The sequence below is a fragment of the Bacteroides sp. D1 genome (assembly GCF_000157095.2).
Taxonomy (GTDB): Bacteria; Bacteroidota; Bacteroidia; order Bacteroidales; family Bacteroidaceae; genus Bacteroides; species Bacteroides xylanisolvens.
On the sequence record NZ_JH114344.1, the window covers coordinates 70,909 to 95,827 of the forward strand.

A 24,919-nucleotide genomic window follows, 5' to 3' on the forward strand; every position below is an offset into this window, starting at 1 on the left:
CAACTAATTTATTTATCAAAACGTCTTAGTAAAAGTTTTTTTTGCTTATTTTTGTAAGGTACAATACAATTCTAACAGTTTGGCAAGGACTATTGTATAACTTACAGTTATGATAGCTTTGCGAAATATATTAGTATAAATTATTTTATATATTCTATAAATTATGAAATGCTATATTTGTTTGACAGACTCTATTGTCAACAGAAAAGATTACTTTAACATGTTAAAGGTAACCTTAATTAGTGCTCGTAAAAACACATCTCTTCGATTAATTTGCCTATATGATGGTAAAATTGGCGATCCTGTTTACAACTTACTAAAAGATTTTAAAGTTGAGATCATCATCCATGAATTACCATATAAAAAGGAACTAATGGAAATATATTCTCACGAATGGATGGAAACAGAACTAGGAAAAGATATAGAATATAGTCGAATATTCGGCACATTCATGAGAATGGAGATTCCTATAATAGAAAAAGAAGACGAATATGTATTATACACCGATATGGACATAATCTTTAATGATGATATATTACTGAAAGATCTACCTCATCCTGCTTATTTAGCTGCTGCTCCCGAATTTGAACGCGATACAAAAAGAATGAGTTATTTCAATGCTGGAATATTAGTCATGAATATCCAAGGTATGAGAATCAAATATCAGCAATTTGTAGAGATGATGAAAAAAAGACAAAGATCTACTTCAGGACTTTTTGATCAAGGGTACTTAAACGAGCTGTGTTTTAATGACATGGAAATTTTACCTATTGAATATAACTGGAAACCGTACTGGGGAATTAATGGGAATGCTAAGCTTATCCATTTTCATGGAATGAAACCATGCAGCAACCTCGAAGAAGCAGGATTTGACACCAGAGAATCATTCTTTCGGACTATATTTGACAATAACAGTCAAGGCTATGCAGGGTATATATACTATTTTATTCTCTTTTTTAATTACCTAGGTCAAAAGCAAGACCAATGGTTATGCTATCATTTACAATACATCCTTGACCTATATAAAAAACCTTTAATAGCCCTTGCACAAAAACCAAACTATAAACCCAAATACAGAAAATACAAACGTTTATACTCAATATTCGTAAGTATCTCTATACTATTAGCAATTCTACTACTTACTGCTTTATTTTTAGTATAATCAATATAAATAACACTCTCAAATAGACAAAACCGAAGGTCTAAAAGCTCCTGCTACCGGTAATTCACAGAAAATAAAAACACCTCAAACAAATAATATAAAATAAATCTTTATATATTTGCCAATAATATGAATCAAAACAATAAATAAAATGAGAATTGGTATATTATATATCTGTACTGGCAAATATGACATTTTTTGGAAAGACTTTTATCTAAGCGCAGAACGTTATTTTATGCAAGACCAATCTTTCATTATCGAGTATTATGTATTTACTGATAGTCCGCAACTATACGACGAAGAGAATAATGAGCATATTCACCGGATCAAACAAAAGAATTTAGGATGGCCTGACAATACATTAAAACGTTTCCATACATTCCTTCGCATCAAGGAACAATTGGAGCGAGAAACCGACTATCTATTTTTCTTCAATGCTAATCTGTTATTCACCTGTCCAATTGGTAAAGAAATGCTACCATCCTCGAATAGCAATGGATTACTAGGAACTATACATCCTGGATTCTACAATAAACCCAACTCAGAATTTACATACGAACGAAGAGTTGCTTCTACCGCCTATATTCCAGAAGGGAAAGGTCTATATTATTATGCAGGAGGCCTTTCGGGTGGATGTACAGAATCCTATCTGCAGCTCTGTACAACAATTTGTTCATGGGTTGACAAGGATGCCGCAAACCATATAATACCAATTTGGCACGATGAATCCCTTATCAATAAATATTTCTTAGATAATCCACCAGCCATTACATTGCCGCCCGCATATCTATACCCCGAAGGCTGGTCCCTTCCCTTTAAACCAATTATTCTCATTCGAGACAAAAACAAGCCTGAATATGGCGGACACGAATTCTTGCGAAGAAAAAATTCTTTATGGGTAAAGATTAAGCTAATCTGCCAAAAAATTAAATTAGCCGATTAGTCGGTCAATTTGCCTCTATATTATAGAAATATAGAATTATAGAAAACTCCTTTCCACTGATATTCAACTTTATCATCACAAAGAATCACTATTTTATCTGAACTATCTCTCAATAAAGCACCATACTTTCCCAAAGTACCTTTACTTGTTATCTGATGTTTGCAATAAGCTATCAAAAACAAATCCATATACCCCTTATCTGAACCATTTATATCCACCACCTTATAATTCTCATTTGCAAATTCAAGATAGGGAATAAGTTCTGATGCCACCCATTCCGGCTCATCTGAGAAGAAGTAAAAAAAAGGCGTAACAGTCTCTTTTTCCATATAATCAACAGCCCTTTTAAAATAGCTCAAAGAAGCAGGCTTCCCATACGCTCGAACTTCAACACTTAAATCACCCCGTCGAACATGCACTGCTACAGGATTGATATTCTGTTTTATTTCTGACATTAACATTTTGCTACCCTCATCAAATATTTCAGATGAGATTCTATAAGTAGACATAAATGCGGGTACCCAAATATTTATCGGCAAATGATAATATCCACCTAGATAAATAGGGGGATTTTTTTCCAAAAATGAAAAATCATCTATCCATTCCGATGTATTATTCCCAACATAGTAAAAATGTCTCTTATAATAGGAGATTTCGAACTCTGTTGCAATTGTTAACCCCAAATAAGGAAACACTTTCAACAAATCAAAATTGCGAGCAAATTTATAATCCATGTCACTTCCCCATTCCTTATAAAAGGATAGATCATACACAACCTTACATCCACGCTTTCTAAAAAATTCTCCCAACAAATATTGGAGCATTTGAGAACAAATACCACCATCCATCAACACTACAACCTTAGGAGTAACTAAGTGAGCCTTCAACATTCTTTTGTAACAACTTCTTTGCCACTTTCTAATAATACTCATTTCTTTATATCTTATTTTATCAACTATACCGCTCTCAACGTCTTAATTTATCTGAACACATTACAGTTTATGGCGCATATTATAATATCTAAGTTTCAAATCTCCCCAGAAACCTGATACTCTATAAGCATTCACAATCTTACGTTCTCTTTTTGACAAGTTATTTATTAAACAAGGATAGGATTCCATTTCATTAACAAGCCGTTTCATATCCTTCCTAATACCAGCAAAACGTTTCCAATAAATTCTTCTAAAAGCATTTTCAAGATGGAAATGAGCAAGTGCTTCCTTCATCTCTTCCCCCAACCCTTTTTTATCAATATAATTTTCAATCCATATTGTATAATTCACAAAGTCTCCATACTTTTTATCATCAAAATTCGCAGGATGTGACATTGACGTATTGGTAAAATTATAGTCAATGATTATATAATCAACTGAAACGACTTTTTGTAAGTATAACAATAATTGTGTGGAAAGAACGACATCTTCACCAAATGATATATCCGGTCTTTCTATCTCATTCTGATATAATGATCGAAGATGAAATTTTGACCATACACACCAATAAGCCTTTTTTAAAAGAATATTTTTCAAAAACTCCACGCCTGACAACTCTACAAAATTAAAAAAAGTTGATTTATGAGACTCTCCATCATAGCAAAACATAAAAGGGGCCACTACCATATCCGCTTGCGTTTCCTCTGCTTTATTAACCAGTCTAGTTATTGCATCCTCATGCATAATATCATCACTATCTAAATATTGGATATATTTGCCAGTAGCAATATCTATACCCGATTTACGCGCCTGCACTAATCCCTCGTTTTGTTTATCAAATACAACAATCCGGGGATCTTCAACCGCATACGTCTTTATTATATCTAAACTTTCATCTGTACTTCCATCATTCACTACAACAATTTCAAGATTAGTATACGTTTGATTAATAACACTCTGCAACGTTTTAGCTATCGAATTGTGCGCATTATAAACAGGAATAATAACCGAAACTAAAGGGGATTCTTTTTCCATCATGTCATTTTTTAATTCTTTTTCTTGGCAAAGTGAGTCCAATAATAAATCGACCAAAAATAAGTTATCTTACGTAATCGTTTATAATATTTAGAAGACAATTCTTTTCTTGATAAAAAACGCCATCTACTCAACTTATTCCTCATATCTTTAATTTCAACAGGATACAATTGATGATTAGGATCCGTCATAAACTCTTGAAAATGATTAAAGCAATTTTCCACAATCACATTGACGGCATCACACCAATCTCTACCTTCAAACAATCGCCGCTCCTTTGCAAACTCCAATCTTGAATATTCAGCCAAGAAATAATGATAACGTTTTATAGAATTGATTGTATGGCAAATACTATCACCTCTCTGTATATAATGATAATAAGCAGCATCAATCCAAACTATTTTATCACAAATACTTATCCAGCGATAAATAGTCGCATGATCCTCAAAAACATACCTATAGGAAAGCGATAAGAATCAAAAAAAATCTTATCAAAAAGTTTGGTACAAGCTGAACTACTTACCTTCTCAAAAATAATATCCCGCTGAACATCTTGACTAGTACGTACATACACATTATCTGTATTAGGATACATTTGTTCTATACGGCCATCTTCATACTCAAAGCAAAAGTTGCAATATACCATATAAACTTTGTTCTGTAGCATGGCTGACAACATGTTTTCATACATTGTCGGTTCAATATAATCATCGCTATCTATAAACCCAATATATGGAGCAGTCGCTATTTCAATTCCTGCATTACGAGCTATGGACAAACCTGCCTCATCAAGATGCAGCACTTTTACTCTAGAATCAATATTAGCATATTCATTACAAATAGAAGGAGAATCGTCGGTCGACAAATTATCCACTAATATAATTTCTATATCTTTCAACGTCTGATTACGTACAGACTCTATACAACGTCGCAAATACGGAGCTGTATTATGAACAGGGATGATAACGCTAACCGAGTATTGAGATTCCATATTTGAATATTCATTTTCTACTTGCAAAAGTAAGGAATAATATCCATAGGAAGTATCTAAAAAGAGATTGTTTACAAATAGAGCAGAATTTCACGCTTGCAATTAGTTATTATTAACAATACATACATGTAATCTGAAAAATCAAAAGAGAAAATTCTATGGATTATTTTGCAATCAGCAACTTGCTAGTATAGTTTTCCATCACAAAAGTTTGCAAATACAATATTTAAACAAACCGAATGTGTATATTTGCAAAACCTAATTGATAGCAATAAAATGAAAAAATTAGCAATTATCATACCAGCTTATAAAGCACGTTTTTTACAAGAAACACTTGATTCTATCGCTAAACAAAACAGCCACGAGTTTACCGTATACATTGGTGATGACGCAAGTCCCTACCCATTAAAGACCATAGTAGATCATTACAAGAACAAGTTTGACATTATATATCATCGTTTTGAGCAAAACATGGGCAAAAAAGACCTACCCGGTCATTGGGAACGATGCATATCATTGTCAGAAGAAGAACTTATATGGCTTTTTTCAGATGACGACTTAATGCCCTTTGACGGAGTAGCACGTATAATTCAAGCCGCACAAAAACATTCTGAAGGAAAATATATATTCCGTTTCCCTTTAGAAGTTGTTGACGAGCATGGTAAACTAAAGTATAAAAACCCTCCTTTTAAAACCAATTTAACTTCTGGATATGAATTCCTATTGGACAAATTATCTGGAAAAATTAGTTCTGCCGCCTGTGAGTATGTATTTAGCCGAGCAGTATGGGAACAAACGGGAGGATTTATAAAGTTCCCTTTGGCTTGGTGCACCGATGATGCGACATGGGCTAAATTTGCAGATTTTACAGGAGGAATCATATCTTTACCAGGCAATCCCGTCAGTTGGAGAAATGCCGAAGGAGAGAATATATCAAACTCCACTCATTTCAATAAAGAAAAGATTAGAGCAACAATACTTTTCATAGAATGGATTGGCATAAACTACCATTCTCACCTTAATGAAAGAAAATTCAAAAAAGCGATCAAACGTTATATATATAAATTCTTACAGCATTCGCTAAAGAACGACTTTAGCTTACACGACCTTTTACGTTTATGCAATGCTCTAAGAAAACTCACACTAAATGTGTCTTTGCAAGTTTTAGTTCATCATGTTTGGAAGAAACTGTAAACGACTATACTCTCCAATTATTTCAATAAAGATGACAAGCTAGCACAATAATTATCGATAGAAAACTGCTGTGCTTTTTTCAAAGACATTTTTTTTAACGAATTGAGCAACTCTCGATCATTTGCTAAGATCATAATTTTCTCTATAAAATCATCGGGAGAAGAACAAAAACATGCATTGGTCTCATCGCAATAGTCCCGTATAGACCCAACATCACTAACCACCATCGCCAATCCTGTTGCCATTGAAGTACAAATTACATTACTTCCAATAGTATCCTTCATCACATTTAATGAAATATCAGAATCATTCATATAATGCTTTAGTTCCGCCTCCGGAACATACCCCACCAATGTTACATTCTTTAAACCTGAAAACAAATAATCAATATTTTCTCGCCCTTTGCATATATAAAAATGAATTTGCGGAAGTCTTGAAACAATATAAGCGATCTGTTCAAAGTCACGCGCCAAGGCACCCATTACTATCACTTTGACATCATCACTTCTGTTATAAAGGTTTGCAGAAGGAGTATAATAATTATTATCGACATAATGAAATGAAGTATAAACATTCTCTATTCCTAAATTATTAAGATAGCATGTCAAACTACTTCCCAATGTTACAATTTCTGTAACAAATCGTGAACTCTTCTTTATTTGTGCTTTTGAATATCGCCTTTCCAATTTTTCAGGAACAAGATGCACCATAGCATATACAGGTGCTTTAGGACGTATAAAGCGTATTATTTTTGCAAACAATATTTGATACGAATCTCTATGTAAATATTCAGTAAGAATAAATTTATCTCCTGATTTATATGTCATTGCTAATTTAAGTGCCGTAAAAAACACAGAGATTTTCTTCCCCCTTTTTCCCTTATCCAAAAAACACCTACCCATATTAAAAGTATACATTTTATATAATTCAGGATTTCTTTTTTGAATATATTCATAAAGATACCTCATTCCTGTATGATTTCCAGATGTTGAAGGCCAATCATAACAAATAATATATACCATATTATTAAAATTTAAATTAAAGAACAATAGTCTTAAACAATAGAGGAATTGCAGAATTTACATCAGTCCCATTATTTAGACAAACATAATATTCTGAACAAAGGTAATGAAAATAATCCAAAGTTTTATTCTAATGAAATTATTCTTTTCTATACAAGGCAAGCTCGAGATAAGAAATCAATAAAAAACGAAATAACTTTCATCATTACAAATATTAAAGTAACTTTGTAATCACCTAATATTATTTTGTTATAATGATTAAAGAAAAGTATGTGCCTAATAACTCTCTCAATGCCTATTTATAATGTAGAACAATACATTGAACGCGCCTTATTATCCGCATTAAACCAAACCTATCAAAACTTAGAGATTTTGATAGTAGACGATTTAGGGCATGATAACAGCATGAATATAGTCTACCAACTTAAACACACACATCCTAGAGGTAACTGTATCCGTATAATTACACATAAAAAAAATCTCGGTTTGGGAGGAACGAGAAACACAGCAATTGAATCTGCTCAAGGGAAATATCTATACTTTATGGATAGCGACGACGCCATTGTTCCTGATTGCATTGAGACTTTATATAATATTATTTCACAAGAAAAAGTAGACTTTGTTGCAGCTGGAATCAATCAAATTGATGAGAATGAAAATTCACTCAAAATTACTAATTACCCTAATATAACACGAAAAGGTAAATTATGTATGGCTCAATACTTTTATGAAGAAAAAAATGATATATGGGTAACTACATGGAATAAATTATATAATCTTTCTTTTTTAAGAGAATTTCATATTCATTTTTTGGAACATGTGTACCACGAAGACATAGTAATGCATGCCATGCTCGCTTTAAATACCAGATCATTTACCTTAACCAGCCAAACAACATATCTTTATAATTGCAAGAGAGAAGATTCTATTACAAATATGGAACAAGGCTACACCTTGAAGCATCTAAATGATCTTACCATAGTTTTTAGTGAAATCAGGAGATTGATACAAGCAGACAACAACCTTAGCAAACATCTTCAAAAAGAAATAAACTTATATTATTTATTTGAAATTTATCATCGATACCTACCAGCGATGTACTCGAACATTAAAAGGGTTGACTTAATAAAAGGATTAGCAAGACTCTCTCAAAACTGTCTCCCTCCTATTTTAGAAACTCGACTAACATTCAAATCTATAAAACGTTTTTTATTCCTAAAACTGCCCTTTAACATTCAATATCTAATTAAAAGTCATAAATACAAAAAGAGCAGAGCTTAAGCGGAAAAAACTATTAACAAATAGTACACTATAAGTTTCTTAGAAAATATCATTTCCATTTACAAAATTTCCAGTTCAATACTTCCTAAAAACACGAGAGAAGCCCCCCTTTATTCTTAGTCATTTACAAGAGAAGTATTGCCAATGATATTTTACATATAATAGAATGTAATACGGCCTTTTGGAAAGAAGATTTATACAAATCCAATGGTTATAATGAAAAGGTGACTCGCCTGGGATACAAAGATAACGAACTTGTATGTATACTTATTAATTCCAGAACAGAAAAAAAGAATCATAAAATCTGATGCAGCTACCTTGAAAAAGCTCTCAATGCTTGTCACAACCAAATAAAATGTATACATTTGTAGAATTTTAGTGCAAGCCCCCTTAACTATTTAACTAACTTAGTAATAATTATATGAATAAACCAATGGCGAGCAACATAAGTACATCGCTGATTATATCCACCTATAATAGAAGCGACGCGTTAGAATTATGCGTTAAAAGCGTGCTACGTCAATCTCTCCTTCCTGATGAAATTATCATTGCTGATGATGGTTCTAAAGAAGACACAAGAGAGCTAATTCATCAATTGGCTGCTTCCTCCGAAGTTCCCATTATTCATGTCTGGCATGAGGATCTAGGCTTCAGACTAGCCTCCATCCGCAACAAAGCTATTGCGAAAGCATCTAAAGAATATATTATACAAATCGACGGAGATATCGTCTTACACAAAGATTTCGTCAAAGATCATGCACGTTTTGCCCAAAAAGGTAGTTTCGTAACCGGTAGCCGTGTATTAATCCGGGAAGGTTTAACAAAAAAAATGTTAGCGGAAAAAAACTGCATAATTTCCATTCACGACAAAGGTACTAAAAACACAATCAACGGAGTGCATTTACCTTGGTTGAGTCCGCTACTTCAACATTATCGACAATGGGATATTTCATATTCCAGAGGATGTAATATGGCTTTCTGGAAAGAGGACTTATTAAAAGTTAATGGATATAATGAAGCTATTACCGGATGGGGAAGCGAAGATCATGAATTAGTATGCCGCCTCATCAATAACGGTGTACGCAAGCGTACCATCAAATTTGCGGGAATTGTGTTCCACCTCCATCACGAACTACATGGAACGGATAATTTAAATAACAACCGCAGTATTTTGAACGAAACGAAAGTCAGGAAACTAACCTGGTGCGATAAAGGAATCATACAAAACTAATATGGAAAAGAATTTGAACTTTTTAGATCGAAACGAATTTAACTACAGTCCATCAAAAGAAGTAGTAGAGGCTTTAAAAAACTTCGATATAAATAAACTTTGTTTTTATACCCGCATTTATGATGAAGGAAAGAAAAGTATATTATCCGTTTTCTTGTCCGAACTATACGATATAGATGAAACTCAAGTTTTATTGGGATACGGCGGAGAAGATATCCTGAAGCAAGCCGTTCATTACTTCCTGACTCAAGAAGATGGAAACAAAACGATGTTGATTCCCAAGTTCTCATGGTGGTATTATAAGTCAATTGCAGATGAGGTGAATGGTCATACTTTGCAATATCCTCTTTACGAAGACGGAAACACCTTTAAATATGACTTTGAGACGCTGAAAGATATGATTCAGAAAGAGAATCCGAAGATTCTTTTACTGGCTTCTCCCAATAACCCTACCGGCAATGGTTTAACTCCGAAAGAACTGGATGAACTGCTTGCAGAAGTACCCAGCCAAACAGTGGTACTGATAGACGAGGCATACGCTTCTTTTGTTTCAACTGATACCAGTTATATCAAAAAACTGGTTAATAAATATCAGAATTTGATTATTTCCCGTACTTTATCCAAGTTTTATGGATTGCCCGGTTTACGTATGGGATTCGGATTTATGAGTAAGGAATTGGAAAAATTCAGCAGATACAGCAATAAATATCTGGGATACAACCGAATATCCGAAGATATCGCCATTGCAGCTCTTAAATCGGACGCACACTACCGCAACATCGCCAAACTGATGAACGAAGACCGTGAGCGTTACGAAAAGGAAATTGGCGTATTACCCGGATTCAAAGTATATGAATCGGTTGCCAATTTCATTTTAATCAAATACCCGATAGAGCTAAAAGAGGCTTTACAAAAGGCTTTTGCCGAACAAAGTTATAAAGTGAAGTTTATGAATGAACCGGATATCAACACTCATTTGCGTATCACATTGGGACGCCCAGAGCAGAACCGGATCGTTATAGACACAATTAAAGAAATCGCATCCAAATGAAAGCAGTAATATTAGCCGCAGGAATAGCCTCACGCTTACGCCCGCTGACCGATACAACGCCCAAATGCCTCCTCAAGATAGGAGAACGATGTCTACTGGAAAGAGCTTTTGATGCTCTGATACAAAATGGATTCGACGAATTCATTATCGTCACGGGGTATCGCCAGCAGCAAATCGTTGATTTTCTGCAGGCACGTTATCCTGTCCAAAATATTACTTTCATCTATAATGACAGATATGAATCAACCAACAATATCTATTCATTATGGCTTACCCGACCATATACAGACGGGGAAGAAATATTGTTATTAGACAGCGATATTGTTTTTGATCCTCAAATTGTAGAGAAACTGCTTGATTCAGATAAAGCCGACATATTGGCATTAAATCGTCATGAGCTTGGAGCGGAAGAAATAAAAGTCATCGTAGACGACGCACAAAAGGTTGTTGAAATCAGCAAAGTCTGTTCTATATCCGATGCTATCGGAGAGTCTATCGGTATCGAAAAGATGTCAGCTGAATACACCAAAGCTCTATTCCGGGAACTGGACATTATGATTACCACTGAAGGACTGGACAATATATTCTACGAACGGGCTTTTGAGCGACTGATTCCGCAAGGATATAGCTTTTACGTCATGGATACCACCGAGTTCTTCTCGGCCGAACTGGACACCGTAGAGGACTTTCAACAGGCACAGAAGCTGATTCCAGCCAGTCTTTATTAATCAAATTCAGATAGAAATGGCAAATTACGATATCCGCCCTCTACAGCTTCGCATATTAAAGAATTTATTAGCTGTTGACAAAGTTTGCAAAGAACATAATCTGCGATATTACATCATGGCAGGCACCATGCTGGGAGCCGTCCGCCACAAAGGATTTATCCCTTGGGATGATGATCTGGATATCGGTATGCCAAGAGCCGATTATGATTTATTAATGGCTAATGCCAAAGAATGGTTGCCGAAACCATACGAAGCTGTATGTGCTGAAAACGACAAGGAATATCCTCTTCCATTCGCAAAAGTACAGGATGCCGACACCACTCTAATTGAACGTATGCATCTCAAATATTTGGGAGGCGTATATATTGATATATTCCCACTGGACGGAGTTCCGGAGAGCCGCATGGCGCAAAGAATGCATTTTGCAAAGTACGAATTCTACAAACGTGTACTTTATCTGATTCATCGCGATCCATACAAGCATGGAAAAGGTCCCAGTTCATGGATACCGCTATTATGCAGAAAGCTTTTTACCCTTACCGGAGCACAGGAAAGTATCAGGAAAGTAATGAAAAAGTATGATTTCGACCAATCCGCATTGGTCTGTGATTATGATGACGGAATGAAAGGAATCATGTCTAAAGATATTCTGGGCATCCCTACTCCAGTCTTATTTGAAGATGAAGAAGTATGGGGAGTACAGAAATATGATGCCTATCTGTCACAGAAATACGGAGATTACATGACCATACCTAAACAAAGTGGGCAAAGACAACACAATTTCCATTATTTAGACCTGAATAAACCTTATCGGGAATTTGAAGTCTAACTATAATCACATAAAGGTAAGAAGTAGAAATGAGAATAGGTTTTGACGGAAAACGTGCAGTACAGAATTTCACCGGTTTGGGTAATTATAGCCGCTATATAGTGGATATTCTATGCCAATTCTATCCGGAGAATGAATATGTATTGTATGCCCCCAAGAAACGGGAAAATAAAAGGCTGAACAAATTAACGAAGCAATATCGGCAACTACAGCTTTCTTACCCCACTACTTCTTTCTGGAAAAAGTTAAGTTCGTTATGGCGAGTGTTGGGAGTCACCCGCCAATTGGAAAAAGAAAGAATTGATATTTTTCATGGACTTAGCAATGAATTGCCCCTGAATATCCATAAAAGTGAGGTAAAAAGTATCGTGACGATCCACGATCTGATATTTCTGCGATACCCACAATACTACCATTCGATCGACAGGAATATATACACATACAAATTCCGCAAAGCCTGCGAAAATGCTGATAGAATCATTGCTATCAGCGAATGCACCAAACGTGATATTATTGAGTATTTCGGGATTCCTGCCGATAAGATAGAAGTTGTTTATCAGGGATGTGATACTTCATTCACGCACCCTGTAACAGAAGAGAAAAAAAGAGAAGTTCGAGCTAAATATCAGCTACCGGAGCACTATATCCTCAACGTAGGAAGTATTGAAGAACGAAAGAATGCCCTTTCGGCGGTACAAGCACTGACGATGCTTCCTGAACAAATTCATCTTGTCATTGTAGGACGTCATACAGAATACACTGATAAGATTGAACGTTTTATTAAGGAGAATAAGCTGGAAGAAAGAGTGCACATCATCAGCAATGTTCCTTTTGATGATCTGCCGACTTTTTATCAGCTAGCTGAAATTTTTGTATATCCTTCACGCTTTGAAGGCTTTGGCATCCCCATCATAGAAGCTTTATACTCCGGAATTCCGGTAGTAGCCGCAACAGGTTCTTGCCTGGAAGAAGCCGGAGGTCCCGACTCAATCTATATACATCCCGACGATATCAAAGGAATGGCCAATGCTTTCAAACAGATATACTCTGACCCTGAAAGAAAGAAAGTAATGATTGAAAAAGGGCAAATATTTGCCAAAAGATTCTCTGAAGAAAAGCAAGCGGAAGAGATCTTAAACATCTACAAGAAATTAATGAGATGAACATACTTAAACACACAATAAAGAAATTTATATATGGCACTCTCCCATATTATTTCATGAAAGGATATAAGCCCGGCTCTCCTTATCTGAAATACTATGAATATATTAAAGAACATGGATATTCAAGACACCTGTATGAATTCAAAGATGAATATGCAAATATGCCCGTTGACGTACAGAAAGACGAGGAGAAAGGTTTATACTATGTTCAAAAAGAAGAGAAACGGCTCTATTTCAGAAAGAGCACTCCGGCCAGGAAAATTCAGAAATATTACAGGGCTTTGAGCATGGAACAAGACAAGCGCTCACCGCACCATTACTTCAACAGCGTTAAAGAAGTGACAGGAAAGGTATTTGTGGATGTTGGTTGCGCCGAAGGATATTCTTCATTGGAAATCATCGAAGAAGCTAAACATGTTTACTTGTTTGAGCAGGACGAACAATGGTTGGAGGCCATCAGAGCGACCTTTGAGCCATGGCAAGATAAAGTTACGATTGTCCAAAAGTATGTAAGCGACCATAATTCTTCGAGAGAACAAACCCTGGATGACTTCTTCAACAATCAAACGGATGAGCATCTATTTCTAAAAATGGATATCGAAGGAGCTGAACGGCATGCATTGGCCGGATGCAAGAACTTATTTCAGAATTGCCAGAAGTTGGATTTTGCAATTTGCACATACCATCTACATGATGACGAAGCAGTCATTTCTGCATTTTTGGATAAGCATAACTGCACATATACCAATCAGAAAGGTTTTTTCAGGCATAAAATCCGCAGTGTAGTCATGCGCGGAAGTAAGAGTTAATCATTGATAATCAGCAGAAAGCAATTCGCAATAGTCATACTTACACAAGTATGTATCATAAATGCGCTTTTCTTTTTTCAATAAGAAACGTGAGATATGCGGTTCCCAGGAAAAGAACTTACGTACGGAACGGTATAAACGGAAGAATAAAATCAGGGATACAATATGCCTTTCTTTTTCTTTTCGTGCCGCACGACGATAAATATAATGAGTAAAGAACTGATCGCTATAACGAAGAGCCAGACTAACAGTAGATTCTACATCCCATCCTCTCAAAGAAGCGTATTCTGTCATTATATAAGTCAGCACTTCACGAGAGATACATAAACGACACATATTACGGCACACAGTATCACAATCAATATCCGATAGCAACTGCATGCGATTCACGTCGACCAAGGAAAAACTATATTCATTCGCATCATTCTGATGGATCAATATATTGCCGGGAGAATAGTCCAAATGCAGGATACCTGCCTGATGCAAAGCAGCCGTGTAGCGCGCAAAAGCAGAAAGTTTATCTTCATTTCCTTCCACTTTCCCATCCATCAGGGAACGGACTGTTTCGCCACCATCATAACAACAAATGTAATAGCTATGTGAAAGAAGACCACTTTGGAATTGTTCGATCATAGCAACTGGCTCCGGAGTGTCAAAGCCATGTTGTTGAATTTCCATAGAGTAAATATAGGAACGCTCTGCTTTTGATTGCCGGAAAAACGAATATACAACACGATTGATGATGTGAGGCTTCTTAAAGCTCTTCACCACAACATCAATGCTGCCTAAGCCAATTCGTTTTAAAACATTACGCCCATCGTACACCACATCTCCTTTTTCCTGGAAGGACCTTGGAATTTCTTCTATCTCCTTCTGCAGATGCGCGTACTTGGGATTTACAATCACTCTCATTACACTCTCCTATATAATACTAATTACAAAGATGGAGCAAAGATAAAGAAATTAAGGCATATTCCGACTATATTTTTTTCTTTTCTCACAAAGATTGGCTAACTCTCTATACATATAAGTACTGTTGCGAACAACTTTAGTCGTTTTTTCTTTTTTCTTTTCATTTATATTTAGACATAAATGCTTTTTTTTAGCTATGTTTGCACGATAAAAAGCATAAAGAAGTCAAGCATGAAACCAATCAAAAAAATTCTGATTATTCGATTTAGACAAATAGGGGACTCTATTCTGGCTGTTGCATTGTGCAGTACGCTGAAAAAAAGTTTTCCCGATGCAGAAATACACTTTGTGCTGAATAAAAATATAGCATCGCTCTATGAGGGTCACCCGGACATAGATAAGGTTATTACATTTGACAAGAATGAGAATAAACCATTCACTGCTTATATAAAAAAAGTATGGCAAGTGACGCACCAAAACAAATACGATGTCATCATCGATATGCGTTCTACGATCCGGACTCTTTTTTTCTCTCTTTTTTCATTAAAAACCCCTTTCCGGATAGGGCGTATCAAGGGATACACACGTTTGCTATTAAATTATCGGACAGACACTTACAGCAATAGTCTAACAACTGATATGGTAAAACGCAACCTATTGCTTGCAGCGCCATTAGAGAAAATCAAGCCTATTCAATATACAAAAGAATTCAGGTTATACCTCACTGACCAGGAGAAAAAAGACTTTCGATATTATATGGAAAAGGAGGGGATAGATTTCGCGCGCCCTGTATTCCTAATAGGAGTCACCACCAAGCTCCTCCATAAAAAATGGAATACGGAGTTTATGATAACCACACTTAAAAGAATATTGGAAGAATACAAGGACATACAAATGATCTTCAACTATGCACCGGGGTATGAAGAAGAAGATGCAAGAAATATCTACAAGGAATTGGGATGTCCGGAACGCATCAAGATTGATATACAAGCCTCTTCATTACGACAACTGGCAGCACTTTGCGCCAACTGCTCGTTTTATTTCGGAAACGAAGGAGGAGCCCGACACATTGCGCAAGCCCTCGAAATTCCTTCATTCGCTATTTATTCGCCAAGCGCCTCTAAATCAATGTGGTTACCTGCAAATTCCGTACTTGCCCGAGGTATTAGTCCCGACGATATTCTTCCGCCGGAACAACAAGCAACATTAACTTATGAAGAACGTTTCGCATTAATTACCCCGGAAAAGGTATACGATCAATTAACTTCGACATTAAGACAATTGAGCTAACTCGCGATATAAATCAAGATAAGCTTGTATATGCTTCTCGTAACTGAATGAAGCTGCATGTTCTTTCATTCTGGTCAAGCGTTCCTCATCTTTATAGAAATCAGGCAAATGCTCCCGGATACTTTGCACCATAGATTCTGTATCCAAATGCTCCCACATGATGGCATGTCCATTACAAACTTCCGGTAAACTAGTGCGATTAGCTGCAAATACAGCCTTTCCAAACTGCATAGCTTCCACCACAGGGAGTCCAAAACCTTCTCCTTCACTAGGAAACAGGAACGCCTCACAGTTCCGATACAACCATATCTTTTCACTTTGAGTGATTACATCTGTCAAAAACACATTAGTGACTTGCTTCTCACGAATCAGATTACGCACTTCTTCAGCATAAGCGAAATGGGCATCTCCACAAATATACAAATCATATTCCGGGAAATGGCGCATTACGTCAACCAGGAGATGGAAATTCTTTTTCCTACGGATCTGTCCAATCGTAAAAAAGAAAGGACGTCCCGTCGCAAAAGACGGCTGGGTACCTTCCAACATATCGATCCTCTCCACCCCATTATAGATGACCCGGATCTCTTTCCCCTTCAAATCTATATGTTGACGAATGACATCTGCGACATAATGAGAAATCGTTGTGACTACTGCTGCCTTATTGACCTTATTCTGCATCCGACGAAGATACATTTTAGCCTTCCAAGGCTTTTTCTCCGTTAAGAAATTAAAGTCATGTATAGTAAAGATAAACTTTGTACCACCGGCAATACGCAACAACTTCCGCTGCTGATTCACCGCATGCCATACATCTACTTTAGGAAGGGTAAAAGGAAAAAACTTATTGATACGACGTACCGGAACAGAAGTCACATTCGGGCCAAATTCCTGCATATATTTCTGTCTCAACAAATATACAAAATGAAGATCCTCTATCGGCATAGACGAAAAAGCGGCCGCATAGTTGGCCGCAATCTGTCCGAAACCAGCTGTTAGACTACCATAATTCGTAAGATCTATCAGTACCTTTTTCTTTCGTTGTATCTCTTTTTCCATCATTATTTGATTCTACACTCTTTCGGCTCAAAAACAACTAAATTGAATTCCTGCAAATATCAACCTACAATCCCTTCTATTTTTGCAATAACCTGTTCCGGCTTTATATCTCTTAAACAGGCATAATCACCACGCCAGCAAGGCTTCTGTCCATATACAGAGCAGGGACGGCATGACAAATCAAGTTGCACGGTATTAACCGGCAATTGCTTCCAGCCCATAAAACCAGCATAAGGATGAGTGGCCCCCCAAATAGAAACAACCGGAATATTGACCAAGGACGCCAAATGCATATTGGCAGAATCCATTGAAAGCATCACATCCAAATGGCTCATCAGGTTCAGCTCGGTACGCATATTCAGTTTACCGATCATTGAAACAACAGAAGGATATTTAGCAATCCATGCGTCAAACACTTCCTGCTCATTTTTGCCGCCTCCAAAAAGAAACACTTTCACTTGTGGGTTAGCCGCAAAATGTGCTATAACCTGCTCTTGCAACTCTAACGGATAAATCTTACCTCTGTGTTTGGCAAAAGGAGCTATACCAATCCATTTTTGACCTTCCTTAGGTCCTGTGACTGGCTCTATCTCTGCAAAATTACCTTTTCCTTCGCCATAAATAGAAGAGAAATTTAATAAAACCGGCAAACCTAGCTTCTCAAGCACATCGGCATAACGGCGAAAAGAACTCTTCTGATTCTCCATCACCTTATCATGACGACGAACCAGTTTCTTTTTACCGGCCCTTCCCTTACATATAGAAGCTACCGGTTTATTGGCAAGACGGAATCGCAGACATAAATATTTGGAACGAAGCACATGATGAAAATCAGCAATGTAATCAAAATGCATCGTTTTCAACTCCGAATAGAGGCTATTCAAGCCCCAAAGCCCCTTGTGTTTGCCTGTTAAGTCAGCTCCGACAAAACCTACATTCGCAGGCAGCCCCTGAAAGAGCGGCTGCCATACAGCACGACTTAACACTGTTATTTCGTGCTGCGGGTATTGCACAGCCAGCGAGTGTATTACCGGTATTGTCATGGCTACATCGCCAAGAGCTGAAAAACGAATAATGAGAATACGCGCCATTCGTTATTTTTTTGCATAAAGCACCGGATTCAATGCCGGGTCATTATACATTTTCATCTGTTTATATACTTTCATATATTTTCTCCCGGCTTCGATATCAGCCAATAACTGCTCAATAGCCGCAGAGAGGTCTTTACGTTGTTCCAGCAGGATATTCAGCTTAGTCTGACATTGAAGACGGTGTTCCTCTGTAGTATCCGTACGTTCCACTTCCTGCTGCATGTGGTAAATTTTCAATGCAAGAATTGACAAGCGGTCAATAGCCCATGCAGGACTTTCTGTATTGATCGTTGCGTCAGAAAGAGGTTTTACTTCTTTGTATTTGTCTAAGAAGTAACTATCGATTAATTCCACCAAGTCTGTACGATCCTGATTTGATTTATCAATTCTTCTTTTCAAAGCCAATGCTTCTACCGGATCAATCTGCGGGTCACGGATAATATCCTCAAAATGCCATTGCACAGCATCAATCCAGTTCTTTAGATATAAATAATACTCAATAGTTTTCAACTCGTAAGGATTGTTCATCGGAGCATCCACACTATCCGTTACATGGTAATCTGTTGTCGATTTCCAAAAAATCTCGTTGCAAAGGTTACTAAATGTCATAATCTTAACTAGCTAATAGATATATAATAGGGCAAATCTATGTAATATTTTTCAGACAAGCAACCGTTTCTTACTTTTTTATTTGTTACCTTTGTGGGTATAAAAGATGAATTGTATATGAAAATTATTATCGACAATAAAATACCATTTATAAAAGAAGCGGTTCAGAGAATAGCCGATGAGGTGGTTTATGTACCGGGGAAAGATTTTACTCCGGAACTCATACGGGATGCAGACGCACTTATTGTCCGCACCCGCACACACTGCAACCGGAATTTATTGGAAGGTAGTCGGGTGAAATTCATAGCGACGGCAACTATCGGTTTCGATCACATTGATACAGAGTATTGCAAACAGGCAGGTATAGAATGGACAAATGCTCCGGGATGCAATTCTGCTTCTGTCGCCCAATATATACAGTCATCGCTTCTGGTGTGGAAATCTTGCAGAAACAAAAAGTTAAACGAACTGACGATTGGAATCATAGGAGTGGGAAACGTAGGGAGTAAAGTAGCTAAAGTTGCCCGGGATTTTGGCATGCGCGTTTTACTGAATGATTTGCCACGGGAGGAAAAAGAAGGAACAGAGCAGTTCGCTTCACTAAGTAAAATAGCAGAAGAATGTGATATCATTACCTTTCACGTACCTTTATATAAGGAAGGGAAATATAAAACCTTCCACCTGGCAGATGAGAACTTCTTCCAGTCACTCAAACGAAAACCGGTTATCATTAATACCTCCCGAGGAGAGGTTATTGACACTGATGCTCTTTTAAAAGCCTTGGACAGCCGGATCATTTCGGATGCTATCATTGATGTGTGGGAGCATGAGCCGGAAATTAACCGTGAACTACTGGAAAAAGCATTCATCGGTACCCCCCACATTGCGGGTTACTCTGCCGATGGAAAAGCAAACGCCACACGCATGTCACTGGATGCCATTTGCAAATTCTTCCAAATAGAAGCTGATTATAAAATAAACGCACCGGCACCCGCCTCTCCTATTATACATGCCAAAAACCATGAAGAAGCAATCCTCCAAATATATAATCCAGTCGAAGATAGCACCCGATTGAAAAATCAACCGGAACAATTCGAAACCTTACGCGGGGATTATCCTTTGCGGCGAGAAGAAACAGCTTATTTAATCAAGTATTAGGTATTAAGTATTAACCGTAGCGACCGAGAACTTCATGAAATTCCGTCAAACGATTATCTGCATGGAGTAATACTTAATTAATACTTATTTCTTAATACTTGTTCTATGACTTGCGGGAAGTGTTCATATTCCAAGGCATGCACTTTTTTGGCTACATCATCCGGAGAATCTGTCGGAAAAACAGGACAAGTAGCCTGGAAGATTGCATTTCCTTCGTCATAATGCTCATTTATATAATGTATAGTGATACCGCTTTCCTTTTCACCGGCAGCCACTACCGCTTCATGAACCCGGTCACCATACATTCCTTTGCCTCCGAATTTCGGCAGAAGGGCAGGATGTATATTTATAATTTTATCGGGATAAGCATGCAAAAGCAAGTCAGGCACACGAACCAGAAAGCCAGCCAGTACGACAAAGTCGATGCGGTACTCCTGCAAAATAGCCAAAATTTCATCTCCGGCTATCCAGTCCTCCTTTGGAAACACGTTACAAGGCACTCCCAAACGATGCGCACGTTCCAAAACGTATGCATCACTTTTATTAGAAAGTACCAACGAAACCTGAACGGAATCGTTTTTTTGGAAATACCGGATAATATTCTCGGCATTTGAACCGGAACCGGAAGCAAAAATTGCGATGTTTTTCTTCATAACCCTCAAATTCGATGCACAAAACAGTGAAAAATGTGCAAAACTTTGCATTTATTTAGTCAAATATTTGCGCAAAACGATAAATATTCATTCCTTTGCACCGCAAATTTAAAGAAATAAAACTAATTATTAATTAAAAACTTAAAGTTATGTCTGAAATTGCATCAAGAGTAAAAGCGATTATCGTTGATAAATTAGGCGTAGAAGAATCAGAAGTTACAACCGAAGCAAGCTTCACTAACGACCTGGGAGCAGATTCTCTTGACACTGTAGAACTTATCATGGAATTCGAAAAAGAATTCGGTATCTCTATTCCTGATGACCAAGCAGAAAAGATTGGTACTGTAGGTGATGCTGTATCTTATATCGAAGAACACGCTAAGTAATTCGATTTCATCAATATGGAATTAAAAAGAGTGGTAGTAACAGGCCTTGGCGCCATTACTCCCGTTGGCAACAGCGTTCCCGAATTTTGGGAAAACCTTGTGAACGGGGTTAGTGGAGCAGGGCCTATTACTCATTTTGATGCGTCGTTATTCAAGACCCAATTCGCATGCGAAGTGAAAAACTTCGATGCAACGAAATACATAGACCGTAAAGAAGCAAGAAAGATGGACCTGTATACTCAATATGCCATCGCTGTTGCCAAAGAAGCGGTGAGTGATTCCGGTCTTGATGTCGAGAAAGAAGACTTGAACAAAATCGGTGTTATTTTCGGCGCCGGTATTGGTGGTATACATACATTTGAAGAAGAGGTAGGCAACTACTACACTCGTCAGGAAATGGGTCCGAAGTTTAATCCGTTCTTCATTCCAAAGATGATTTCGGATATTGCAGCCGGACAGATTTCTATCATGTATGGTTTCCATGGTCCTAACTACGCGACTTGTTCAGCATGTGCTACTTCAACCAACGCTATTGCAGATGCCTTCAACCTGATTCGTCTGGGTAAAGCAAACGTAATTGTATCCGGTGGTTCGGAAGCAGCTATCTTCCCGGCAGGTGTGGGCGGTTTCAACGCTATGCACGCACTGTCAACACGCAACGACGAAGCTTCTAAAGCTTCACGTCCGTTTAGCGCAAGCCGTGATGGTTTCGTTATGGGCGAAGGTGGCGGTTGCCTGATCCTGGAAGAACTGGAACACGCTAAAGCTCGCGGTGCAAAAATCTATGCAGAAGTTGCCGGTGTAGGTATGTCTGCAGATGCACATCACCTGACAGCTTCTCATCCAGAAGGTCTGGGAGCGAAATTGGTGATGAAAAATGCACTGGAAGATGCGGAAATGGATCCGAAAGAAGTAGATTATATCAATGTACACGGTACATCTACTCCGGTTGGTGATATTTCAGAAGCAAAAGCAATCAAGGAAGTATTCGGTGATCATGCGTTCGAGTTGAACATCAGTTCAACAAAATCAATGACAGGTCACTTGCTGGGAGCTGCCGGTGCGGTAGAATCTATTGCAAGTATCCTTGCTATCAAGAACGGCATTGTTCCTCCGACTATCAACCACGAAGAAGGTGACAACGACGAGAATATCGACTATAACCTTAATTTCACGTTCAATAAAGCACAGAAACGCGAAGTTAATGTTGCCTTGTCCAATACATTTGGATTTGGCGGTCACAATGCGTGCGTTATCTTCAAGAAATACGCAGAGTAATATCGTGTTACGTAACGAAATAGATAAGATAAGGCTCTTGTTCCGCAAGGATAGAGAGTCTTATCTTTGTTTTTACCGGATACTCGGGTTCTACCCGCGCAATATCCAACTTTATGAGCAGGCTCTCCTGCACAAATCGACTTCTGTCCGCTCCGACAAGGGACGTCCCCTCAACAATGAACGGCTGGAGTTTTTAGGTGACGCCATCCTCGACGCCATCGTAGGAGATATTGTCTATAAACGTTTCGAAGGGAAACGGGAAGGTTTCCTGACCAACACACGTTCTAAGATCGTACAACGGGAGACTTTGAATAAGTTGGCCGTTGAAATCGGTTTGGATAAACTCATAAAGTATTCCACCCGCTCTTCTTCTCACAACAGTTATATGTACGGAAATGCTTTTGAGGCATTTATCGGAGCTATTTATCTGGATCAGGGGTATGAACGCTGCAAACAGTTTATGGAGCAACGGATCATCAACCGTTATATCGACCTGGATAAAATATCCCGAAAAGAGGTTAACTTCAAATCCAAACTTATTGAGTGGAGCCAAAAAAATAAGATGGAGGTTTCCTTTGAATTAATCGAGCAATTTCTCGATCACGACAGCAACCCTGTTTTCCAAACCGAAGTACGCATTGAAGGACTTCCGGCAGGAACAGGTACGGGATATTCCAAGAAGGAGTCTCAACAGAATGCTGCCCAAATGGCTATAAAGAAAGTAAAGGAACCCGTATTTATGTCAACTGTCGAAGAGATCAAAGCACAACATTCAGCAACTACAACAGAACCGGAAGTTGAACTTGCAACTAACTCTGAAACAGAATTGGCAACTGAACTTGAGAATGAATTTGAGAATGAACTTGAAGCCGAACTGAATGTAATTCCCGAGACAAAACCGGAGAATGTTTTAGAAGAAAACACCTCCGATAATGAAATTTCTACGGTACAACCTACTATGGAAGCCGAGGAGACTAGCCAAAGCAAATCCCCATGCGACGCCCCTGAATCACCAAATCGTGATCTTCAGTAACTAATTTCAGTTTTCCTGCAACTTCTTCAAGAGGGATAGATGCAATATCGTCCCCTTTTAAAGCTACCATACGCCCGAATTCACCCTTGGCGATCAATTCTGTCGCGTGGCCGCCCATACGGGTAGAAAGATTGCGGTCGAAAGGAGTAGGCGAACCACCACGCTGAATATACCCTAGAACTGTTTCGCGAGTTTCTATACCAGTTTCATATTCAATCTCTTGTGCTATATATTCAGCAGCCCGTTTGCGCCCGTCTGTCCTAATACCTTCTGCTACCACTACAATAGAATAAGGCTTGCCCTTTTTCAGTCTTTCCAGAATCGTATTACCAATATTTTTAATGTCATAAGCAATTTCAGGGAGAAGAATCACATCCCCTCCTCCTGCCATACCGGAATACAAGGCAATCCAACCCGCCTTGTGCCCCATCACTTCAATCACCATCACCCTTTTGTGAGAACTTGCGGTGGAATGCAAACGGTCGATGGCATCGGTAGCAATACTTACTGCCGAGTCGAAACCGAAAGAAATATCTGTGCCCCAAATATCATTATCAATGGTTTTAGGAACAGATACGATATTCACTCCCATCGCAGCAAACTTCGCCGCAGTCTTCTGTGTTCCATTTCCGCCGATACAAACGACACAGTCGAGTTCCATTTCCCGGATATTCTGAAGGATTAAAGACGGTTTGTCAACATCAGAGACAACGCCTCCTTTTTTGAAAGGCTTCTCACGAGAGGTTCCTAACATCGTTCCACCCAGATTGAGCAAACCGGAGAGCGACTTGTCTGTAATAGATTCGACATCTTTAGTCAGCAAGCCCTGAAAACCGCTGTGAATACCTACTACTTCCATCCCGTAATAATTGATGGCAGTTTTGCACACGCCACGAATCGTGGCATTAATACCGGGACAGTCCCCGCCGGATGTTAAGATTCCAATTCTCATTGTCGCATTTTTTAGTCTAAAACTCGGGATTTATATGAAAGTCGTCAATTTTTAACGATTATTTCCGTCGTAAAGATAGAAAAAAAAGATAAATAAGTTACTTTTGCACGACTAAACATTATTATGT

General features: G+C 37.8%; 24 protein-coding genes and 1 pseudogene. 15 read left to right on the plus strand and 10 right to left on the minus strand.

All coding sequences use genetic code 11. The annotated features are described in order from the left end of the window. The first annotated feature begins 163 nt into the window (after positions 1-163). Positions 164-1,162: a glycosyltransferase gene (locus BSAG_RS08180; RefSeq protein ID WP_008770442.1), complete on the plus strand. Its 999-nt coding sequence runs from the start codon at positions 164-166 to the stop codon at positions 1,160-1,162. Positions 1,163-1,313: 151 nt separating this feature from the next. Further along, positions 1,314-2,105, plus strand: coding sequence for a family 6 glucosyltransferase (locus tag BSAG_RS08175; protein WP_004315576.1), 792 nt, complete (start codon positions 1,314-1,316; stop codon positions 2,103-2,105). 20 nt (positions 2,106-2,125) lie between these two features. Here BSAG_RS08175 and BSAG_RS08170 read toward each other — a convergent pair whose 3' ends face one another. The 3 genes and pseudogenes from BSAG_RS08170 to BSAG_RS0223295 all read right to left on the minus strand — a co-directional run bounded on the left by BSAG_RS08170 (position 2,126) and on the right by BSAG_RS0223295 (position 5,063). Further along, positions 2,126-3,037 (minus strand): alpha-1,2-fucosyltransferase, encoded by a 912-nt coding sequence (locus tag BSAG_RS08170; RefSeq protein WP_004315574.1) that lies wholly within the window; start codon positions 3,035-3,037, stop codon positions 2,126-2,128. A 60-nt stretch (positions 3,038-3,097) separates the two neighbouring features. Then, positions 3,098-4,072, minus strand: a complete 975-nt coding sequence (locus BSAG_RS08165) for a glycosyltransferase family 2 protein (RefSeq protein WP_008016447.1) — start codon at positions 4,070-4,072, stop codon at positions 3,098-3,100. 11 nt (positions 4,073-4,083) lie between these two features. Beyond that, a pseudogene (locus BSAG_RS0223295) lies at positions 4,084-5,063 on the minus strand (glycosyltransferase family 2 protein). A 276-nt stretch (positions 5,064-5,339) separates the two neighbouring features. Between BSAG_RS0223295 and BSAG_RS08160 the strand changes: the two are divergent. After that, the gene (locus BSAG_RS08160; protein WP_004315569.1) at positions 5,340-6,257 is read left to right on the plus strand and encodes a glycosyltransferase family 2 protein; all 918 of its coding nucleotides are present in this window, start codon (positions 5,340-5,342) and stop codon (positions 6,255-6,257) included. Between the two features lie 17 nt (positions 6,258-6,274). On the opposite strand, the gene BSAG_RS08155 is transcribed toward BSAG_RS08160, so the two are convergent. Continuing rightward, complete coding sequence (locus BSAG_RS08155) at positions 6,275-7,279, minus strand: glycosyltransferase (protein WP_004315568.1); 1,005 nt, start codon at positions 7,277-7,279, stop codon at positions 6,275-6,277. A gap of 291 nt (positions 7,280-7,570) precedes the next feature. Here BSAG_RS08155 and BSAG_RS08150 point away from each other — a divergent pair, with 291 nt between their 5' ends. From BSAG_RS08150 to BSAG_RS08120, 7 genes are all read left to right on the plus strand, one after another. Continuing rightward, positions 7,571-8,560, plus strand: coding sequence for a glycosyltransferase family 2 protein (locus tag BSAG_RS08150; RefSeq protein ID WP_008997623.1), 990 nt, complete (start codon positions 7,571-7,573; stop codon positions 8,558-8,560). A 421-nt stretch (positions 8,561-8,981) separates the two neighbouring features. Next, positions 8,982-9,791 (plus strand): glycosyltransferase family 2 protein, encoded by an 810-nt coding sequence (locus tag BSAG_RS08145; RefSeq protein ID WP_008770445.1) that lies wholly within the window; start codon positions 8,982-8,984, stop codon positions 9,789-9,791. Position 9,792: 1 nt separating this feature from the next. Beyond that, positions 9,793-10,842 carry a pyridoxal phosphate-dependent aminotransferase gene (locus tag BSAG_RS08140; protein ID WP_004315564.1) on the plus strand — a complete coding sequence of 350 codons (1,050 nt, stop codon included), beginning with the start codon at positions 9,793-9,795 and terminating at the stop codon, positions 10,840-10,842. Further along, entirely contained in the window at positions 10,839-11,570 is a 732-nt protein-coding gene (locus tag BSAG_RS08135) for an NTP transferase domain-containing protein (protein WP_004315563.1), read from the plus strand. The genes BSAG_RS08140 and BSAG_RS08135 overlap by 4 nt, the downstream gene beginning before the upstream one ends. Before the next feature lie 16 nt (positions 11,571-11,586). Next, positions 11,587-12,399: a phosphorylcholine transferase LicD gene (locus tag BSAG_RS08130; protein ID WP_004315562.1), complete on the plus strand. Its 813-nt coding sequence runs from the start codon at positions 11,587-11,589 to the stop codon at positions 12,397-12,399. Positions 12,400-12,428: 29 nt separating this feature from the next. Continuing rightward, positions 12,429-13,562: a glycosyltransferase family 4 protein gene (locus BSAG_RS08125; protein WP_004315561.1), complete on the plus strand. Its 1,134-nt coding sequence runs from the start codon at positions 12,429-12,431 to the stop codon at positions 13,560-13,562. Next, a complete protein-coding gene (locus BSAG_RS08120) occupies positions 13,559-14,371 on the plus strand; it encodes an FkbM family methyltransferase (RefSeq protein ID WP_004315560.1) in 813 nt (270 codons plus the stop codon). Before BSAG_RS08125 ends, BSAG_RS08120 begins: the two co-directional genes overlap by 4 nt. Here the strand turns inward: BSAG_RS08120 and BSAG_RS08115 are convergent, their stop codons facing one another. Continuing rightward, on the minus strand, positions 14,372-15,283 hold the full coding sequence (locus tag BSAG_RS08115; protein WP_004315559.1) for a lipopolysaccharide kinase InaA family protein: 912 nt from the start codon (positions 15,281-15,283) through the stop codon (positions 14,372-14,374). 231 nt (positions 15,284-15,514) lie between these two features. On the opposite strand from BSAG_RS08115, the gene BSAG_RS08110 reads away from it, so the two are divergent. After that, positions 15,515-16,573 carry a glycosyltransferase family 9 protein gene (locus BSAG_RS08110; RefSeq protein WP_004315558.1) on the plus strand — a complete coding sequence of 353 codons (1,059 nt, stop codon included), beginning with the start codon at positions 15,515-15,517 and terminating at the stop codon, positions 16,571-16,573. On the opposite strand, the gene BSAG_RS08105 is transcribed toward BSAG_RS08110, so the two are convergent. From BSAG_RS08105 to BSAG_RS08095, 3 genes are read right to left on the minus strand one after another with little or no spacing between them, the layout of a single operon-like run. Next, positions 16,556-17,632 carry a glycosyltransferase family 4 protein gene (locus tag BSAG_RS08105; RefSeq protein WP_004315557.1) on the minus strand — a complete coding sequence of 359 codons (1,077 nt, stop codon included), beginning with the start codon at positions 17,630-17,632 and terminating at the stop codon, positions 16,556-16,558. The genes BSAG_RS08110 and BSAG_RS08105 overlap by 18 nt on opposite strands. Positions 17,633-17,691: 59 nt before the next feature. Next, positions 17,692-18,723, minus strand: coding sequence for a glycosyltransferase family 9 protein (locus tag BSAG_RS08100; protein ID WP_004315556.1), 1,032 nt, complete (start codon positions 18,721-18,723; stop codon positions 17,692-17,694). A gap of 3 nt (positions 18,724-18,726) precedes the next feature. Next, entirely contained in the window at positions 18,727-19,332 is a 606-nt protein-coding gene (locus BSAG_RS08095; protein ID WP_004315555.1) for a DUF4254 domain-containing protein, read from the minus strand. Positions 19,333-19,449: 117 nt separating this feature from the next. Here BSAG_RS08095 and pdxB point away from each other — a divergent pair, with 117 nt between their 5' ends. Further along, positions 19,450-20,490, plus strand: a complete 1,041-nt coding sequence (pdxB, locus tag BSAG_RS08090) for a 4-phosphoerythronate dehydrogenase PdxB (RefSeq protein WP_004315554.1) — start codon at positions 19,450-19,452, stop codon at positions 20,488-20,490. A 77-nt stretch (positions 20,491-20,567) separates the two neighbouring features. Here pdxB and purN read toward each other — a convergent pair whose 3' ends face one another. After that, positions 20,568-21,194 (minus strand): phosphoribosylglycinamide formyltransferase, encoded by a 627-nt coding sequence (purN, locus tag BSAG_RS08085; RefSeq protein WP_008641775.1) that lies wholly within the window; start codon positions 21,192-21,194, stop codon positions 20,568-20,570. Between the two features lie 98 nt (positions 21,195-21,292). Here purN and BSAG_RS08080 point away from each other — a divergent pair, with 98 nt between their 5' ends. Genes BSAG_RS08080 through rnc form a run of 3 tightly spaced genes read left to right on the plus strand, consistent with a single transcriptional unit; the run spans position 21,293 to position 23,840 of the window. Continuing rightward, positions 21,293-21,529, plus strand: a complete 237-nt coding sequence (locus BSAG_RS08080) for an acyl carrier protein (protein WP_002558672.1) — start codon at positions 21,293-21,295, stop codon at positions 21,527-21,529. Between the two features lie 15 nt (positions 21,530-21,544). Continuing rightward, a complete protein-coding gene (gene fabF, locus BSAG_RS08075; RefSeq protein WP_004315552.1) occupies positions 21,545-22,807 on the plus strand; it encodes a beta-ketoacyl-ACP synthase II in 1,263 nt (420 codons plus the stop codon). After that, the gene (gene rnc, locus BSAG_RS08070) at positions 22,773-23,840 is read left to right on the plus strand and encodes a ribonuclease III (protein WP_008997624.1); all 1,068 of its coding nucleotides are present in this window, start codon (positions 22,773-22,775) and stop codon (positions 23,838-23,840) included. Before fabF ends, rnc begins: the two co-directional genes overlap by 35 nt. On the opposite strand, the gene BSAG_RS08065 is transcribed toward rnc, so the two are convergent. After that, entirely contained in the window at positions 23,782-24,792 is a 1,011-nt protein-coding gene (locus tag BSAG_RS08065) for an ATP-dependent 6-phosphofructokinase (RefSeq protein ID WP_004315551.1), read from the minus strand. The two genes, rnc and BSAG_RS08065, sit on opposite strands and share 59 nt — an antisense overlap. Positions 24,793-24,919 lie beyond the last annotated feature (127 nt).

Bases quoted from the DNA above. Each gene is read 5' to 3' on its own strand.
- BSAG_RS08180 (WP_008770442.1), top strand. From the start codon at position 164: ATGAAATGCTATATTTGTTTGACAGACTCTATTGTCAACAGAAAAGAT.
- BSAG_RS08175 (WP_004315576.1), top strand. From the start codon at position 1,314: ATGAGAATTGGTATATTATATATCTGTACTGGCAAATATGACATTTTT.
- BSAG_RS08170 (WP_004315574.1), bottom strand. From the start codon at position 3,037: ATGAGTATTATTAGAAAGTGGCAAAGAAGTTGTTACAAAAGAATGTTG.
- BSAG_RS08165 (WP_008016447.1), bottom strand. From the start codon at position 4,072: ATGGAAAAAGAATCCCCTTTAGTTTCGGTTATTATTCCTGTTTATAAT.
- BSAG_RS08160 (WP_004315569.1), top strand. From the start codon at position 5,340: ATGAAAAAATTAGCAATTATCATACCAGCTTATAAAGCACGTTTTTTA.
- BSAG_RS08155 (WP_004315568.1), bottom strand. From the start codon at position 7,279: ATGGTATATATTATTTGTTATGATTGGCCTTCAACATCTGGAAATCAT.
- BSAG_RS08150 (WP_008997623.1), top strand. From the start codon at position 7,571: ATGCCTATTTATAATGTAGAACAATACATTGAACGCGCCTTATTATCC.
- BSAG_RS08145 (WP_008770445.1), top strand. From the start codon at position 8,982: ATGAATAAACCAATGGCGAGCAACATAAGTACATCGCTGATTATATCC.
- BSAG_RS08140 (WP_004315564.1), top strand. From the start codon at position 9,793: ATGGAAAAGAATTTGAACTTTTTAGATCGAAACGAATTTAACTACAGT.
- BSAG_RS08135 (WP_004315563.1), top strand. From the start codon at position 10,839: ATGAAAGCAGTAATATTAGCCGCAGGAATAGCCTCACGCTTACGCCCG.
- BSAG_RS08130 (WP_004315562.1), top strand. From the start codon at position 11,587: ATGGCAAATTACGATATCCGCCCTCTACAGCTTCGCATATTAAAGAAT.
- BSAG_RS08125 (WP_004315561.1), top strand. From the start codon at position 12,429: ATGAGAATAGGTTTTGACGGAAAACGTGCAGTACAGAATTTCACCGGT.
- BSAG_RS08120 (WP_004315560.1), top strand. From the start codon at position 13,559: ATGAACATACTTAAACACACAATAAAGAAATTTATATATGGCACTCTC.
- BSAG_RS08115 (WP_004315559.1), bottom strand. From the start codon at position 15,283: ATGAGAGTGATTGTAAATCCCAAGTACGCGCATCTGCAGAAGGAGATA.
- BSAG_RS08110 (WP_004315558.1), top strand. From the start codon at position 15,515: ATGAAACCAATCAAAAAAATTCTGATTATTCGATTTAGACAAATAGGG.
- BSAG_RS08105 (WP_004315557.1), bottom strand. From the start codon at position 17,632: ATGGAAAAAGAGATACAACGAAAGAAAAAGGTACTGATAGATCTTACG.
- BSAG_RS08100 (WP_004315556.1), bottom strand. From the start codon at position 18,723: ATGGCGCGTATTCTCATTATTCGTTTTTCAGCTCTTGGCGATGTAGCC.
- BSAG_RS08095 (WP_004315555.1), bottom strand. From the start codon at position 19,332: ATGACATTTAGTAACCTTTGCAACGAGATTTTTTGGAAATCGACAACA.
- pdxB (WP_004315554.1), top strand. From the start codon at position 19,450: ATGAAAATTATTATCGACAATAAAATACCATTTATAAAAGAAGCGGTT.
- purN (WP_008641775.1), bottom strand. From the start codon at position 21,194: ATGCAAAGTTTTGCACATTTTTCACTGTTTTGTGCATCGAATTTGAGG.
- BSAG_RS08080 (WP_002558672.1), top strand. From the start codon at position 21,293: ATGTCTGAAATTGCATCAAGAGTAAAAGCGATTATCGTTGATAAATTA.
- fabF (WP_004315552.1), top strand. From the start codon at position 21,545: ATGGAATTAAAAAGAGTGGTAGTAACAGGCCTTGGCGCCATTACTCCC.
- rnc (WP_008997624.1), top strand. From the start codon at position 22,773: ATGCGTGCGTTATCTTCAAGAAATACGCAGAGTAATATCGTGTTACGT.
- BSAG_RS08065 (WP_004315551.1), bottom strand. From the start codon at position 24,792: ATGAGAATTGGAATCTTAACATCCGGCGGGGACTGTCCCGGTATTAAT.